Genomic DNA, 14,641 nt, shown 5'->3' on the forward strand with positions numbered 1-14,641 from the left:
TCTTATCCGGACCGGTCCGGACCGGAGCCGGGAGTACGTGTGCCGAATGAGCAGGAGCCCGATCCGCGTCACGTACTGGCCGGACGGCTACGCGAGCTGCTGACCGCCGCCGACGTCAAGCGGGCGGCCATCGCGCGGGAAGCCACCAGCCGCCTGCGCGCGTCCGCCGCAGCCCCGGGGCAGGGGCCAGGACCGGCGTCAGCGTCGAGGAGCGCGCCGCAGGAGATCACCGAGCAGCGGATCAGCGACTGGTGCAAGGGCAAGCACCTGCCCGCCAGGAAGGAAAGCCTGCTCGCCGTGGTGCGCGTGGCGCTGCGGCTCGCGCACGGCCCGGCCGGCGAAGCCCAGCTGAAATCCTGGAGCCAGCTGTACGACACCGCAGTCCAGGCGAATCGGGACAGGCACACCCCCGCTCCACCATCGCAGGACGAGCAGCGCCCGCCCGACGCGGACACCGTCGCCCAGGCGGACCCGCTGCGGCTCGGGGTCCATCCCGCGCTGGGCGCGGAGCCGGCGGCGACCCCGTCAGAGGCTCGGCTGCCGGACTACTTGACACGCCCGCACGACGACCTCCTGCGGGCGACGCTGGCACGGGCCGCCGACCCGGCCGACGGCAGGTCGGTGCTCGTGGTGCTCACCGGGGACTCCTCGGTCGGCAAGACCCGCGCCTTGTGGGAGGCCGTGCACGAGGTCGCGCCCGGCCACTGGCGGTTGCTGGCCCCCGCCGACGCCGCCGACCTGCACACCCTCCTCCAGGATGAGGGCGTGGCGCCGGACACGGTGCTGTGGCTCAACGAGATGCAGCGGCACCTGGACGGCGACGCCGGCGCGGCCGCCGCCCGTGCTCTCGAACGCGTGCTGGCGACCGTCCCGCGAGTGATGGCGGTGGGAGCGATGTGGACGTGGCCCTACTGGCACGCCTTCACCACCCAGGGCGGCTTCCCGGACGGCGTCGCCGCAGCCAGAACACTCCTCACCGGACCGCACACCCACCGCATCGAGGTCCCCGACCGCCTCGACGACGGCCAGCGGCGGGAACTGGCCCGCAAGAATCGGCACCACGCGGACGGTGCTGACCAGCGCCTGATCAGCGCCCTGGCCGCCGGCTCCGACGACGGCCGGGTGATCCAGCATCTGACCGGCGGTCCCGCGTTGCTGGACGCCTTCCGGCACGGCGGCCTGTTCACCCCCGTCGAACAGGCGCTGATCACCGCGCTGCTGGACGCCCGCCGGATGGGACGTCTCGCTCCCGTCCCGGCCGAGTTCCTGGTCGCGGCGGCCGATGGTTATCTGTCGCCCTGGGAACGTCCTGCCGATCCGGGTGCGTTCGCCGTCGCGCTGGAGGATCTGACCCGCGGTCACCGCGCGGACGGGACGCCCACCAGCGTCCGCAGGGCGCTGACCGCGCTGACGGCGCGGCGTGAACACGCGGGCGGCCCCGCCGATTTCGAGCCCAACGACTATCTTCAGCAGCACGCCTTCAGGGAACGCCGCTACCGGATCCCGCCCGGCAGCTTCTGGACCGCCGCGACCCGTCCTGGCTCCTCCGTCGCGGGCAGCCTCGCGTACGCGGCCGAGGCGCACGGACTCAGCCGCCATGCCGCACGGCTGCGCAAGCACGCCGCCGCCGCTGGCGACACCCTCTCGGCGGCGGAACTGCTCATGCAGTTGCAGCGGCTGCATCCGGACGACGTACGACCCGCCGTCTGGGTCACCACGCGACCAACGATGATCGAGCCCTACTTCCTCGGCCGGATCATCGATGCCCTCACCAAGGCGGGCGGCCGGCGGCAGGCCGCCGTGCTGGCCGAATACGCCGCAGCCCACACCGACGTCACCGACCCCAGCAGCGTGAGCTACGTGCTGGAGGCGCTGCACCAGGCCGACGCGCGGGAAGCGATCGACACGCTGCTGGCCCGTGACCCGGCCGGCCACGTCCGTGCGGACTCACCGGGCGACCTCGCCAGGCTGCTCGGCGTCCTGGCAGGGCTCTCGGCTGAGCGCCAGGTCGACGGGCTGGCCGAGCGCGCCGGCCGGATCGAGACCGAGCGCCTGTTCGGGCAGGAGCAGTGGGGTCTGGAATCCCTGTTGCGAACCCTGCACGACGTCGGCGCCCAGCAGCAGGTCCATGACCTCGCCGACCGGATCGTCGCGAACGCCGACGCGTACCCGATCGGGCGGTTTCTCCATGAGTCACTGCGGAAAGCCGGCGCTGAGAGGCAGGCCGCGGCGCTCGCCACCAGATTCAAGGACGCCTCGCCGCTCCCCGCCGACTTCTGGCCGGCCTTGCTCGCTTCCGGTCCCGAGCGGACGGACGAAGACACCGCACCCACCGACCCGGACGATCCAGAAGTCCTGGCCGAGAGCATCAGGGATGCCCTTCTCGCCATCCGATGGATGGGAGGTGACCCGCAGCTCCTCACCGCGCTCCTGGCCGGCGACCCCGCGGCACGTGTCAGTCTCGAGGATCCGGGCAAGGTGGCCGGGCTGCTCCGCACCCTGCTGGACGCCGGGGCCGGCCCGCAGGCCGAGGCCCTGGCGCACCGCGCGGCCGCCCAACTGGGTCTGCGCACGTCCACCTATTTCATCCATGAACGGGCGATGGGCACCGATCAGCTCCTCAGCGCCATGGACGCCGCCGGCCTGGACGGCCCGGCCCGGGTGCTGACCGACCGGCTGCCGGACGCAGGACTGTTCCACCTGTACCTCCGCCGCGGCGATCACGCGCACCGCTTCCGGTTCGGCCGCGATCCGGAGGACGGCACCCCCGCCCCCGCCTGGGACTGGAGCGACGTGTCCGGCCAGTGACCCGGCGACCCTGCCTGCGATGATCCTTTCGCCCGGCGGACAGCGGAGAGGCGGACGAGGCCATGGGAATCTGGGACGTCAAGAAGGACGAGGACCGTCTTGCATGGGATCTCACACCGCTCGTCGGCGTGGGCCCGCTGGCCTTCGGGATGCGTCCCGGCGAAGTGTCGGAAGCGCTGGGCGGGGGCCCTGCCACGTCCCAAGGGCGCTGGGACCGTGACGCCCAGACCACCCGGATCGACTCCGCGACATACTCCGAAGTCGGCGTCACCGTGTACTACACGGACTATTCCTGCTTGGCCGGCGTGGCCGTCGATGCTCTGACGGGGCCGCAGGTGACGCTGGACGGTGTCGCGCTGGTCGCGCGCGTGCCGTCCGAGCTGGAGCGGTGGCTCATCGATCACACGGAGTCCCGGGAGCTGGATCTGCACTACGTCCCCGAGGGAAATCCGGCATCCGCCGACCTCGGCCTGATGCTTCGCGCGCAGAGGGCCGGCGACGCCGCCGTGACCCGGCCGCTCTTCCTCATGCGGCAGTGGATGCGGGACGTCTGGGAGTCCCTTCCCGCGTCCGAGTGGGCGACGTTCTGACGAGCCGGTCGATCAGGCTCGCACGTCGCAGACGTCCGCATGGGTCGAGGTTCTCCCTGCGCGACCGCCCTCCCTTCGTTACGAACGGAAGCAGGGCGGCGATATCAGGACATGAAGGTCAACGACCTCGCCCATGGAACCCACCGCCGACGACGGCGGTGGGTTCCATGAGCGAGCCGGTCACGGCCAACAGCACCACCACCGGCAGCACGAGCCCCCATTTCCAGGGCGGCCCGAACCGATGTGGAGGAAGTCGTGCGTCTGCTGCATCGTCTCGCCGCGCCCGCGGCCGCGGTACTCGTCTCGGCGGCACTCATCACCGTCCCGCACCCGGCCCACGCCGCCGCCGCTCCCTCGGTGATCACCGTCCGACCCGCCGCCGCCCCCGGCTCCCTGGACCCGGTGATCGCCGCCATCAAACGTCAGTTCGCCGGGAAGAGCGGTGTACGGTTCACCGCCAAAGCGGTGGAACGGACATACGGCTTCATCGGAACGGTGATCTCCTCCGGCGCGTACCGCTTCTCGGCTTCCGGGGTGTACGCCTCCGACGTCATGAGCCGTGACGAGGACGGATGGCGCTTTCGCCTGCGCAACGTCGGACGGGTCAGCTACGTCCAGGACAGCAGGTACGACTCCCTGCCCAAAGGGAAGAAGTGGCGCTTGCAGGGGGACGCTCCCAACTTCCGCTGGAACAACGATCTGGTCGACGGAATCAACCTCGGCTTCCTCGCGCTGGCGGCCTCCCAGAGCCACAGCGTCGCCGACGGCGGAACCGTCGAAGGCACCCCCTGCACCCTCCACAAGGGGATGGCGACCGTGGCCGTCCTCAGCACGACCCAGCCCGGCGTCAGGTTCGGCATGAAGGACGAGGATGACACCTGGGCAGGCGGCACGATCTCGTGGCGGCTCTGGACCGGCCCGGACCACCTGCCACGCCGCTTCAACGCCGTGATCACCTGGGACAAACCCCCGGACGAGAAGGACATCGGCTTCGACTACGTCAAGCTCAACAAGATCTACCGGCACTGGGGATCCGACTTCACCATTACGCATCCGCCGAAGGCGCTCGTCGCTCCCGAGTGAGGGCGGCGGACCTCCGGCACACTATCCACGTGAACCGGCGATATCACTATGTCGGCCCTGCCGAGATCCGCGACCAGACACGTGCGGGAAGTCCAGGGCACGTGATCTCCGACCAGAATGATCTCGCTGACTGGCTGCAGAAGCAGGCGGCGGAAGATCGTGCGGAGCCGTTCACCTTCGTCGTCGATGTGCGTGGGAACCTGCGGCTCGCGCCGCAGCGAAGTGAACACGTCGCCTGCGCCGGAGGTGCTCCCGTCCTGAGCGCCGGCGAGATCAGCTTCGCCTGGGACGGCACGCGCTGGCTGGTCTCCGAGATCAGCAACCAGTCCACCGGTTATTGCCCTGACGTCCAACCCTGGACGGCGGTGAAGGCCGCGCTCCTGCGTGCGGGGATTGATCACCCTGACGCCTTCACCCGTCCCATCGTCTTTCGCCGCTGTCCGCGATGCCGCCAGCGCAACATCGTCAAGGACGACGACTTTGCCTGCGGCGTCTGTCAGGCGCCGCTGCCCAGAATCTGGAACGTGGACCAGCCGGACTGAAGCGCCTTCAGCTCGATGAGCAGGGGACGCGAAGCTCGATCAACGCGGGTCGCGGCGTTGTCGGGAGCGTCTGGCCACCGCGGGAGCGTCCGGCCACCGCGGGAGCGTCCGGCCGCCGCCCGATCCGGCACTGCGGAACAATCCATGGCGAACCCGCCGCTGCCACCGCCCACCTGCCCCCCGATCCGCCTCCGGTCACGGACACTTCGTGGGCTGGGCGAACGGGCTTCGCGTGCGTTCCCGGCCCTGAGTAGTCCGGGGGGAGCGTGCGTTGGCGAACCCCGGCGAATCGGTCGGCTGGCGTTCCCAACCTTTCGGGGTCAAGACGCGGGCGGTCCCGGTGTCCCCGTCCGGTCGATCCGGCGCAGGCACCGCTCCAGGATCACGATGACCGCCTCCGGGTCGTCGGTGAGATGTGCCAGGTAGGCGTGGTCCGCACCCCTCTGCGCGGACGCCGTCGCGTCGTCGCCCAAGGCGTCCAGCAGCACGTCGACGGGTCGCAGCCGGTGCGCGGGATCCGGTGGCCCGGCTTCCCGGGCGAGGTGGTCGCGCAGAGACGCGATCGTCCGCCGGAGGTTCCGGCTTGGCACGTCGTCGCCGCGCAGCGCCTCGAGTGCCGCGTCCACGGGCGGGTGCCGCAGCCGCGTGCATTCCACCATCGCGGCCACCATCAGGTATCTGATCCTGGGCAGCTTGTCGGGCATGGGTTCGGCGACGATCATCCGGAGTCCGTCCGGAGTTCGGGATCGGCGAGCACGTGGTGGTCGTGGTGCCGCTCGGGAACAAGGTCGTCCGGGAGCGGGTCCGCGACGAGCAGGCGCGTGAGACCGTCGTCGAGTAGCCAGGCCTCGGTGAGCCGGACGCCCGTGATGCGTTCCGCCGCCAGGAGCACCGCGGCCCGGCTCGTGACGGGGTCCTCGACCTCGGCCGGTTCGGCGGGGACCGCGTCGATGATCGCATCCGCGTCCCCTGGCAGTAGGCCGGGGCCGGTGAACGGGACGGCCGTCGTCCTGACCGCGACCACTTCGCCACCGGCGGCGTAGCTCAGCAGGTCACCGCGCCCGCCACCGAGCAGGACGCTCACCGCCCGCCCACGTACGGACAGCGCGCGCAGCACCTCGGGCCTGGCGCCCTCGCAGCCGTTCGGCTCGACGACCAGCGCCCAGCCGCCGCACGTCCCGGCCACGAGTGTGGGCAGGATCCCCGGGATGTCCGCGTTGTACTGCTCGATCTGGGCGTCCTCCACGTTCATGCGCTCCCCGGCTGCGGGGTCGGCGCCGAACGCGCGGGCCACGTCGTCCAGGTCGGTCGGCGCGGACCAGGTCAGGCAGGTCGGGTCGGCGAACCAGGCGGAAACGAGCTCCTGGTAGTACACGAAGTCCTCAGGCCGCACGCCTCGTCTCCCCCACGATGAGGAGCCGGGGAACGCTCCGCCGACTCGGCGATCTACTGTTCGGGCGGTTGCCCGTTGAAGATTTTCACGTAGCAGGTGTCTCCTGGAAGCGCGACTTTCTGGCAGTGGATTGCCAAGGCCAGAGGAGCGAGCAGGCGTACGTGCCGAACCCACCGCGACGCGACCTGATCCCCTCTGATCCCAGCCATGTCCCGGCAGCCCGGCTAAGCCCGGCAGGACCGGCCGCATCTCAGCGGCCCGTATGCGGGGGGTGGCACGGCCTCACTCCGGTGGGCCGTTGGGCGGTCAATCCGTGGCCGGCTGGTGCTCCGAGCAGTCGGTCCGTAGGTCCGCCAGGGGCAGTGGCACCCGTAGCAGGTGGCAATGGTGCGGCGCACTGGCGTCGGCGTGGGCGTCCGGCTCGAAGAAGCGGCACGTCGTGCACGTGCGCGCGACGCTCACCACGCCCTGGCGCTGCAGGTCCGCGATCACTCGCAGGAGGCTGTGCAGCGTCGTGTCACGGTCGGGGGCGGGCAGTCGCGCGAACGCCTCCAGCAGCGGCCCGTCCCACGGCGCCAGTTCCCTGGCGACCTGCTGGCCGGCGTCGGTCAGGCTGAGCAGCCGCCGGCGCCCGTCGAGGCCGGGCGAGCGCGTCACGAGGCCCTTGCGCTCCAGCGCGGCGACGGCGTCGGACATCGTCGGCGAGGTGACGTCGAACTCCGCGGCGAGCGCGCTCACCTCGCGGCGGGCGGCAGGTTGCCGGACGAGCGCGAGCACCGCCTGCTGCTGCAGCGGCGACAGCCCGTGCTCGCGGGCGCTGCGCTGGGCCAGCGAGCGCAGACCGTGGCCGAGGCGTTCGAGCGCGTCGGCCAGCCGCCGCTCCACCTCGTCCGAGGCGTGCCGCCTGGTGCTCGTGCCGCTGGTCTTGGTCATGTACCCGCCCATTGCAAGTAGGACTCCTAATCTTGCCAGGATACGGCGGGCGACGAGCGGGCCGTCCCTTCCACACCCACTCCTACTCCCCTACCGGCGAAGCGGCGCATTGCCACGAACGCGGCGTTCCTGTCATTGATCACCGCCGTGACGGCAGCCGCGCCGGCCGCCACCTTCCGCCCGGACTTCGACGACACCCCGCTCTACGACGAGGACGGCAACGGCCGACCCAACGACGACGGCGGGCGCTGATACGACCACCGGCTGGCCCTCGTCCCGGATATCACCCTCGCGGACAAGGCGCTCAAGGTGCGAGACATCGTCCCGGCGAGCGTCCCGACCGGCCCGCGACCTGCCCGCGCCCTGGCCCGGGGTGCCGCAAGCCCAGCTCCCAACGTTGATCACTTCACGCTGGAGGCCGGTGGTTCGGCCCGGCTGCCGGTCTTGGACCGAGCCGCCCGGCCGGTCGCACGTCCGCGGGGCATGGGTTCGACGGCGAGGGTGAGCATCGCGGCGGCCGCCGAAACCGCGAGCGGCAGCACGTACGCCCCGCTGACCGCGTGCGTGAGATCGTCGGCCGAGCGCAGGAGCGCCCCGGCGCCCGCGCTGCCGATCAGGGCCCCGATCCGGGTGACCGTCGAGAAGACGCCCGAGGCCGCGCCGGACATGACCGGAGGCACCCGGTACATGGCGATCGTCCCTGGCGGCGCGTAGACCAGGCCCATTCCGGCGCCGAACACCAGCAGGCCGGGCAGCAGGTCCGGCCAGGGACCGCCGATGGTCACGGCCGCCCAGGCCAGCCCGGCCAGGAACAGCAACAGCCCCGCGAACAGGACGTACTTGCCGCCGTAGCGGTCGGTGAGCCGTCCGGACAGGGCCGCGAACGGCACCGAGACCGCGGGGGCCGCCGCGACGACCAGACCCGCCCCTGCGGCGGGCAGGCCGCCGGCGTTCTGCAGATGGTAGACGGTCAGGAACATCATCGACCCGACACTCGCGGGCAGGGCCAGGTTGACCACGGTCATCAGGGTGAAGCCGCGGTCCTTGACGAGCGCGAGCGGCAGCAGCGGGTCGCGGTGCCGTCGCGTCCGCTCCACCAGGACGAAGGCCGCCAGCGGGACGGCGGCCGCCACTGCCGCCGCCGCGCGGCCCTCGATCAGCGCGAAGGCGACGGCGAACAGCGCCAGGGCGAGCAGGGCGGAGCCGAGCAGGTCGAAGCGGCGCCTGCGTTCCGCCCGCGGGTTCGGGCACACCAGCGCCACGGCGACGAGCCCGAGGCCCCCGAGCGGCAGGTTGACGTAGAAGATCCAGCGCCAACCCAGTGAGCTGACGATCAGCCCGCCGACGGCCGGGCCGAGCGCGACGACGATCCCGGCCACCACTCCCCACAGGCCGAACGCCCGGCCCCGGCGCTCCGGCGGGAAGATGTGGGTGACCATGGACATGGTCTGCGGCAGCAGCAGGGCCGCGCCGACGCCCTGCAGCACCCTGGCCGCGATCAGCGTGCCCGCCCCGCCTGCCGTCCCGGCGAGCCCGGAGGCCGACGTGAACACGGCCAGACCGATGAGGAAGAGCGTGCGCGGGCCGTACAGGTCGGCCAGCCGTCCGCCGATGACCAGCAGCATCACGAGCGCGAGCACGTAGGCGTTGACCACCCACAGGAGGTCGTCGAGTCCCGCGCCCAGGTCGAGCATCATCGCGGGGATCGCCACGGTGACGGCCATGCCGTCGAGCGCGCAGATCGCGCTCGACAGCAGGAGCGTCCAGAGCACCAGCCAAGGGCGGGCAGCACGGTTCACAGGGACAGCACGGTTCACGGGGACACCACTGCTCTCGGGGCAGCACGGCTCTCGGGGGCAGGGCGGTTCGGCGGCGTGGCATGGTTCATGGGGGCAGCTTGGCGGGGCGGTGGCCCAGGTTTAAGCTCCACTTCCATGCCAGGCGAATGGACCACCTTGCGCGAGCTGCTCCTGCCGGACCTGCACGGCGAGCGCCGTACCCGGGGGCTGGAACGCGCGTTGCGCGAGGCGGTGCGCGACGGACGGATCCACGGCGGCACCCGCCTCCCGGCCAGCCGCGACCTGGCCGGCCAGCTCGGGCTGGCCAGGGGAACCGTCACCGCCGCCTACGCCCAGCTCGTGGCCGAGGGGTACCTGGTCGCCCGGCGCGGCTCGGGCACGTGGGTCGCCGACGGCGTGGCCACCGGCGGGCCCGGCCCGGGGAACCTGTCCAGGGCCGGCGGCGCCGCCTACGACGTCCGTCCGGGGCTGCCGTCCATGGCGCAGTTCCCGCGAGCGGCCTGGCTGGCCGCCTGCCAGGCGGGGCTGGCCGCGCTGAGCGACGCCGAGCTGTCCTACCCCGACCCGGCCGGGCTGCCGTCGCTGCGCGCCGAGCTGGCCGCCTACCTGTCCAGGGTCCGGGCTGTACGGGCCCGCGCGGACGACCTGATGATCACGCACGGCACGTTCGAGGGGCTGGGGCTGCTGGCCGGGGCGCTGCGGCGGCGGGGGCACCGGCAGGTCGCGGTGGAGGACCCCAGCAACCCCGAACAGGGCGAGTTGCTGCGCAGGCACGGGCTGCGGCCGGTCCTCGTCCCGGTCGACGAGCGTGGCCTGCGCGTGGATGCGCTGGCGGCGACCGGGTGCCGCGCGGTGATCGTCACGGCCGCGCACCAGTATCCGCTCGGCACGGCGCTGCACCCGGAGCGCAGGCACGCGCTGCTCGACTGGGCGCGTGCGCACGACGGGCTGGTCGTGGAGGACGACTACGACGCCGAGTACCGCTACGACCGGCCCGCGGTGGCCGCCCTGCAGGGCGTCGATCCCGCCCGGGTGGTCTGTCTCGGCACGCTCAGCAAGACCCTCGCGCCCGCGATTCGCCTCGGGTGGCTGGTCAGCGCCCTGGACTGGGTCAAGGACGAGGTGCGGACCGGCAAGCGGCTCAGCGATCGCGGCTGCAGTTCGCTGCAGCAGGCCGCCTTCGCCGAGCTGCTGCGCACCGGCAGTTACGACCGTCACCTGCGCAGGACCACCGCCGTCTACCGGCGGCGGCGCGACGCCCTGCTGATGGCGCTGCCGCCGGAGTGGACGCCCATCGGGATCGCCGCCGGCCTGCACGTGGTGGTGCGGCTGCCGGACGGCACGGACGACCGGGAACTGGCCGCGCGGCTGGCGGAGCACGGAATCCTGGTGACCCCGCTGTCGGAGTACGCCCACGCGGCCCCGTCCTTCCCGGCGCTGGTGGTCGGCTACGCCCGGCTGACCCCCGACCGGCTCCGCGCGGCGGCGGCCCGCTTCGCCACGCTCTGACCCCGACGGCGATCCCGATGGGCGTCCACCCTCGCGGTGCCGTTACGCATTCGCCGCGCTCCAACCCCGACGGCGCCTTCGCGCATGGTGAGACTTGAACGCGCGTCACGTGAAAGCTGCACGTCCCACCGGTGACGGGAAAACTAGGCCCGCCGTCCACCGAACGGCAAACTCGTACTCAGTCGGAAACAACACCGGACCTGAGGGGCACGAAATGGCGACCACGCTGAAGACCCGCGACTGGCGCTACACCGAACTCGTCATGAAGACCTGGACCGAGACCGCTCAGACGTCGGCCGGCCACGGGGGCCACGTCCTCATCGAGGACCTTGATCATCCGGCGCCCGTCTGCGCGCCCTGGAGCTACTGCGGCTGAATGAGAACGCCCCTGACGAGTCCGCCGCCGGCTGTGCCGGCGGCGGACTTTCCATTTCGTGCGCACCCGGCCTCCGGCCGCTCCAATCTCGGATATGCCCGCCTGGGGACGTTCAGGTCTGCCCGCTGAAGATCCCCCGTGAGTTCGTGAATTCTGAAGGGCCTCGGGGACGTGGGTTCACTTCAATGCTGTGCGGACTTTCGCGAAGAAGACGGAATCCGTCGCCAATCGCACAAGGAACTGCTGGTGAGCATAGCTGCGCATCCCGGAGTGCCAGGTCGTTTCAGGTAGTCGCCGCAGTGCGAGGACGGTCTCGCGCGGTTTCTGACCTGGCCGCACGATGTACATGGCCTCGCTGATGACACCGGGCAGCGAGCCGCCCTTGGTGCCGATGAGGAGCGTTTTGGAATCGGCGCCGGGCTGGCGCATCGGCCATTCCAGATGCCGGCTCGCCGTCTTGTCCGTCCTGAGGCCGGCGAGCACTTTGCGCAGAACGCCGGGTTCGACGCGGGCCACGGTGTCGCTCCAGGCAGCCTGCCGGGCGAAGCCGGGAAGCGTGAGCCGTACCGGCTTCGCGTCCTTGACGTAGTTCTTCAGGCAGACGTCGGCGGGGAGCGTGCAGCCGCCGAAAGCACGGAGCATCTCGCCGTTGATGGTGCTGACGCGAGTGTGTGCGATCTTGCGCAGCGCGCCGGGGCCGAGGCGGTCGCGCAGCAGGTCGGCGGCGGCGTTGTCGCTCTCCTCGATCATGGCGGAGACGAGCTGGTCGAGCGTGACGCTCTTACCGGGCTTGAGTCGTTGCAGCGCCGCCTCGTGGGCGCCGCCATCGGTGCCGGGCAGGTGGTAGGAGTTCCACAGGGCCACGGAGACAGGTTCGTCCGGCTTGGTCTTTCCCCGTCGGACGGCGTCGGCGTAGGCGGCAAGGTGGACGATCTTGATGACCGACGCCACGGGGGCGAGGCGGTCGGCATTGTGGCTGATGCCCCGCGTCACCAGCGCGACGTCGTCGGGATGAGCGCGGATGTAGGCGAGTACGGCCTCAGCGTCCTTGAGGTCGGCCGGGGCGGCGGCCGTCGGGGTCACCAGCAGCGGGGACAGGAGCATGGCAACGATGGTTCGCATATATCAGTCCAACCTTTCGAGATGATCGGTCAGTTACCGCGTTCAACTGCGAGGGGTGCCCTCGGTGATCTGCCGGAGTGTGGCCATGTAGTTCTGGAAGGCGTCGCGTCCGACGTCGGTCAGCGCCAGCCAGGTCCGAGGCCGTTTGCCGACGAAGCCCTTCGTCACCAGCACATAGCCCGCCTTCTCCAGCGTTTGAATGTGCTTGGACAGCAGCGAGTCGCTGACCTCGATCGTGTCCCTGAGGTAGCTGAACTCGACCGTCTCCGCCGCCGCGAGCATGGCCACGATGGAGAGCCGCACCGGCGCGTGGATGATCTCGTCCAGCGCGTGCCGGGGATGGCTCACCGCTCACTCTCGGAGCGGAGCACGCGCACCGCGCCGTACAGCAGGGGGGCGCCCGCGATCAGCGTGACCACGACGTCGGGCACCACCCACCCCGGCCCCGGCTCCATCGGGTGCAGGAACATGTTGTAGAGCGACGCGAGCACGGTCGTCCCCACGAATGCCCCGGTGACAGGGTAGATGATCCGGGACATCAGCCGGCTGTAGACCCGCTCGCGGAAGACGAGGCGAGCGCCGAGCACCACACCGACGACGAGGAAGAGCCCTAGGCCGCTGTAGTCCTGGACCGCCTCGGTGCCGAGCAGCGCGGCCAGCCAGTAGGCGGTGCTGATCAGCCACAGCGACAGGAGGAAGATCGCGCCCCGTCGGCCGGACCTTCGTACGGCGCTCTGCGCGCGGTCCACTTCGCGAAGGGCGGCTTCCGCTGACAAGTCATCATGTTCCGGCATGTTTCCTCCAGCTCATGTCCTTTACTCACAAGAGAGTACTCAACCGGCGTTCAAGTATCCAGAGATGAATGGATCGTACCTGGTGGGGCTGGATGATCAGCTAGCACGCATAGCCGGCACCAAGCGTCGCGAGCGGCAGGCAGGAACTAACGGGCGTTGGACAGCGCCTCGCGCCAGGCCCCCGAACAGGGCATCGACATCGTCGAGCGGGCGAGTCCGGCCTTGTGTACGCATCCACGACTTGGCCCGCGACGAGCAGGTCGCCGCCGCCGTAGCCACCGATCTGCTACGCCGCCCGGAGGTCGCCTTCAAGGCGATGACCGACACCACCGCCCGGCACCTGGTCAGCCGAGCGCAGGTCGACCAGGCCCGGCAGGCCGGCGAGGCGGTCCGGGAGCGCACCCCGGCGCTGCCCCGGATCGAACGCAGCCGCGACTTCATCGAGCTGGTCGGCGCGTGCTCGGTGTTCGTGGCCGAGGTGGGCCGGGTGCTGCCGACGCTGCGCGGGCACGCCTTCGCCGCCGATGAACAGGCCACCGTGGCACGCAACCTCGGCCGGGTGCGCGCCACCGCCGACTGGCTGGAGGCGGCCGTCGAGTCCGGGGACGTGAGCCTGGACGAGGGCCTGGCCCGGCTGCTGCGCGGCGAGTAGCGCCATGTCCTCCAGGGGCCTGGCCGCCAACGTCCGCGGCGACCAGGTTCGTCTCGCGCCGCTGGAGGCCCGCCCTGCCGGACTGACCGCCCGGCAACTGGTCGGCGCCACCGAACTGAGCCTCTACCAGGCCCGCAAGGGCATCCTCCACATCCGGGAGGTCTCGGCGATGGCCCACTTGACCCTGCTGATCTGGACGCGAGACGACGGCTACCGCTTCTCCTCCCAACCCGATGACTGGATCGCCTACGAGCGCTCGTGGATGCGCACCGAGCTGACCCGGATCAGCCGCCTGTTGTCGGCGACGGTGGCACCGCATGCGGCCGCTCGCCCGGAGGAGGAGTGGGTCAACCTGGTGCCGGGTCGGCTCAATGTGGTGCAGGCGGCGCTGGCCCTGCTCAACAAGGCGGGGACGGCGTGAGCTGATGCGCCCGCGCCTCTACCCGTCTGACACCTCCGACGCCGAGTGGGCCTTGATCGAGCCTCTCCTGCCGGTGCCCGCCTGCCGGACACGCACAGGCGGCCGACCGGAAACGCACCACCGCCGCGACATCTTCGACGCGATCAGGTATGTGACCGACAACGCCTGCAAATGGCACGTTGTTTCGAATATGCGGTAACGGCGCCGGCTGGTGAGCGGACGTCTGATGGTGCTCGGGTCGGGTGAGACGGGTGTCGGTTCTGGTTTGGGATGGGCTCTGGCAGGCTGATCATGTGACAGGGAGTGCATCGGATCCTGGTGAGCGGTTCCGGGATCGGCGCGAACGGAAGTACGGGTACGACCTCATCGACGAGGTGTTGGTGCGCTGTCCTCGGTGCGACGGGTGCGCTGTCGTCTTGGCGCATCCGGGGACCCTTGAGGACGGCGAGGCGGCTTCCGGGGTCATGGATCTCCGCCGGCGCTTGCGCTGCAGGGAGTGTGGTTACTTCAAGGACGAGATGGTCGGCTCCGCTGTCGTCGGCGGCCCTGTCGACCCCTTCTTTCAGCGGCCGGTGTGGTTGCAGGCGAGTTGCTGCGGACATGTGCTGTGGGCCTATAA

General features: G+C 70.9%; 15 protein-coding genes and 1 pseudogene. 9 read left to right on the forward strand and 7 right to left on the reverse strand.

Annotated features, from left to right (window positions below):
- Positions 1–39 precede the first annotated feature (39 nt).
- The 4 genes from HII36_RS08200 (at position 40) to HII36_RS08215 (ending at position 5,023) form a co-directional block, all read left to right on the forward strand.
- A complete protein-coding gene (locus HII36_RS08200) occupies positions 40–2,808 on the forward strand; it encodes a hypothetical protein (RefSeq protein ID WP_173522468.1) in 2,769 nt (922 codons plus the stop codon).
- 62 nt (positions 2,809–2,870) lie between these two features.
- Positions 2,871–3,398 carry a hypothetical protein gene (locus HII36_RS08205; protein WP_173522469.1) on the forward strand — a complete coding sequence of 176 codons (528 nt, stop codon included), beginning with the start codon at positions 2,871–2,873 and terminating at the stop codon, positions 3,396–3,398.
- Positions 3,399–3,653: 255 nt separating this feature from the next.
- A complete protein-coding gene (locus HII36_RS08210) occupies positions 3,654–4,481 on the forward strand; it encodes a hypothetical protein (protein ID WP_173522470.1) in 828 nt (275 codons plus the stop codon).
- 29 nt (positions 4,482–4,510) lie between these two features.
- Entirely contained in the window at positions 4,511–5,023 is a 513-nt protein-coding gene (locus tag HII36_RS08215; RefSeq protein WP_328807637.1) for a hypothetical protein, read from the forward strand.
- A gap of 320 nt (positions 5,024–5,343) precedes the next feature.
- On the opposite strand, the gene HII36_RS08220 is transcribed toward HII36_RS08215, so the two are convergent.
- The 4 genes from HII36_RS08220 to HII36_RS08235 all read right to left on the reverse strand — a co-directional run bounded on the left by HII36_RS08220 (position 5,344) and on the right by HII36_RS08235 (position 9,121).
- The gene (locus tag HII36_RS08220) at positions 5,344–5,745 is read right to left on the reverse strand and encodes a hypothetical protein (protein ID WP_173522471.1); all 402 of its coding nucleotides are present in this window, start codon (positions 5,743–5,745) and stop codon (positions 5,344–5,346) included.
- Positions 5,742–6,416: a DUF6461 domain-containing protein gene (locus HII36_RS08225; protein WP_173522472.1), complete on the reverse strand. Its 675-nt coding sequence runs from the start codon at positions 6,414–6,416 to the stop codon at positions 5,742–5,744. Before HII36_RS08225 ends, HII36_RS08220 begins: the two co-directional genes overlap by 4 nt.
- 306 nt (positions 6,417–6,722) lie before the next feature.
- Positions 6,723–7,349 (reverse strand): MarR family winged helix-turn-helix transcriptional regulator, encoded by a 627-nt coding sequence (locus HII36_RS08230; RefSeq protein ID WP_173522473.1) that lies wholly within the window; start codon positions 7,347–7,349, stop codon positions 6,723–6,725.
- A 401-nt stretch (positions 7,350–7,750) separates the two neighbouring features.
- The gene (locus HII36_RS08235; RefSeq protein WP_173522474.1) at positions 7,751–9,121 is read right to left on the reverse strand and encodes an MFS transporter; all 1,371 of its coding nucleotides are present in this window, start codon (positions 9,119–9,121) and stop codon (positions 7,751–7,753) included.
- Positions 9,122–9,283: 162 nt separating this feature from the next.
- On the opposite strand from HII36_RS08235, the gene pdxR reads away from it, so the two are divergent.
- Together pdxR and HII36_RS08245 are read left to right on the forward strand one after the other, a co-directional pair.
- Positions 9,284–10,657: a MocR-like pyridoxine biosynthesis transcription factor PdxR gene (gene pdxR, locus HII36_RS08240; protein ID WP_173522475.1), complete on the forward strand. Its 1,374-nt coding sequence runs from the start codon at positions 9,284–9,286 to the stop codon at positions 10,655–10,657.
- A gap of 214 nt (positions 10,658–10,871) precedes the next feature.
- Positions 10,872–11,033: a hypothetical protein gene (locus HII36_RS08245; protein WP_173522476.1), complete on the forward strand. Its 162-nt coding sequence runs from the start codon at positions 10,872–10,874 to the stop codon at positions 11,031–11,033.
- A gap of 177 nt (positions 11,034–11,210) precedes the next feature.
- On the opposite strand, the gene HII36_RS08250 is transcribed toward HII36_RS08245, so the two are convergent.
- The 3 genes from HII36_RS08250 to HII36_RS08260 are packed head-to-tail and all read right to left on the reverse strand — an operon-like array spanning position 11,211 to position 12,931.
- Complete coding sequence (locus tag HII36_RS08250) at positions 11,211–12,155, reverse strand: serine hydrolase (protein WP_173522477.1); 945 nt, start codon at positions 12,153–12,155, stop codon at positions 11,211–11,213.
- Between the two features lie 42 nt (positions 12,156–12,197).
- On the reverse strand, positions 12,198–12,503 hold the full coding sequence (locus HII36_RS08255) for a winged helix-turn-helix domain-containing protein (RefSeq protein WP_173522478.1): 306 nt from the start codon (positions 12,501–12,503) through the stop codon (positions 12,198–12,200).
- Complete coding sequence (locus HII36_RS08260) at positions 12,500–12,931, reverse strand: hypothetical protein (RefSeq protein ID WP_173522479.1); 432 nt, start codon at positions 12,929–12,931, stop codon at positions 12,500–12,502. The genes HII36_RS08255 and HII36_RS08260 overlap by 4 nt, the downstream gene beginning before the upstream one ends.
- An 82-nt stretch (positions 12,932–13,013) precedes the next feature.
- On the opposite strand from HII36_RS08260, the gene HII36_RS08265 reads away from it, so the two are divergent.
- The 3 genes and pseudogenes from HII36_RS08265 to HII36_RS08275 form a co-directional block, all read left to right on the forward strand.
- The gene (locus HII36_RS08265; protein WP_268959472.1) at positions 13,014–13,601 is read left to right on the forward strand and encodes a DUF6192 family protein; all 588 of its coding nucleotides are present in this window, start codon (positions 13,014–13,016) and stop codon (positions 13,599–13,601) included.
- A 4-nt stretch (positions 13,602–13,605) separates the two neighbouring features.
- Positions 13,606–14,022, forward strand: a complete 417-nt coding sequence (locus HII36_RS08270) for a hypothetical protein (protein WP_173522481.1) — start codon at positions 13,606–13,608, stop codon at positions 14,020–14,022.
- 4 nt (positions 14,023–14,026) lie between these two features.
- Positions 14,027–14,206, forward strand: a pseudogene (locus tag HII36_RS08275) (transposase); the annotation flags it as partial.
- Positions 14,207–14,641: the final 435 nt, after the last annotated feature.

Source organism: Nonomuraea antri, assembly GCF_013283785.1.
Lineage (GTDB): Bacteria > Actinomycetota > Actinomycetes > Streptosporangiales > Streptosporangiaceae > Nonomuraea > Nonomuraea antri.

Coding starts and splice junctions, on each gene's coding strand:
- pdxR (WP_173522475.1), top strand. CDS start 9,284: ATGCCAGGCGAATGGACCACCTTGCGCGAGCTGCTCCTGCCGGACCTG.
- HII36_RS08220 (WP_173522471.1), bottom strand. CDS start 5,745: ATGATCGTCGCCGAACCCATGCCCGACAAGCTGCCCAGGATCAGATAC.
- HII36_RS08270 (WP_173522481.1), top strand. CDS start 13,606: ATGTCCTCCAGGGGCCTGGCCGCCAACGTCCGCGGCGACCAGGTTCGT.
- HII36_RS08250 (WP_173522477.1), bottom strand. CDS start 12,155: ATGCGAACCATCGTTGCCATGCTCCTGTCCCCGCTGCTGGTGACCCCG.
- HII36_RS08265 (WP_268959472.1), top strand. CDS start 13,014: ATGAATGGATCGTACCTGGTGGGGCTGGATGATCAGCTAGCACGCATA.
- HII36_RS08245 (WP_173522476.1), top strand. CDS start 10,872: ATGGCGACCACGCTGAAGACCCGCGACTGGCGCTACACCGAACTCGTC.
- HII36_RS08230 (WP_173522473.1), bottom strand. CDS start 7,349: ATGACCAAGACCAGCGGCACGAGCACCAGGCGGCACGCCTCGGACGAG.
- HII36_RS08205 (WP_173522469.1), top strand. CDS start 2,871: ATGGGAATCTGGGACGTCAAGAAGGACGAGGACCGTCTTGCATGGGAT.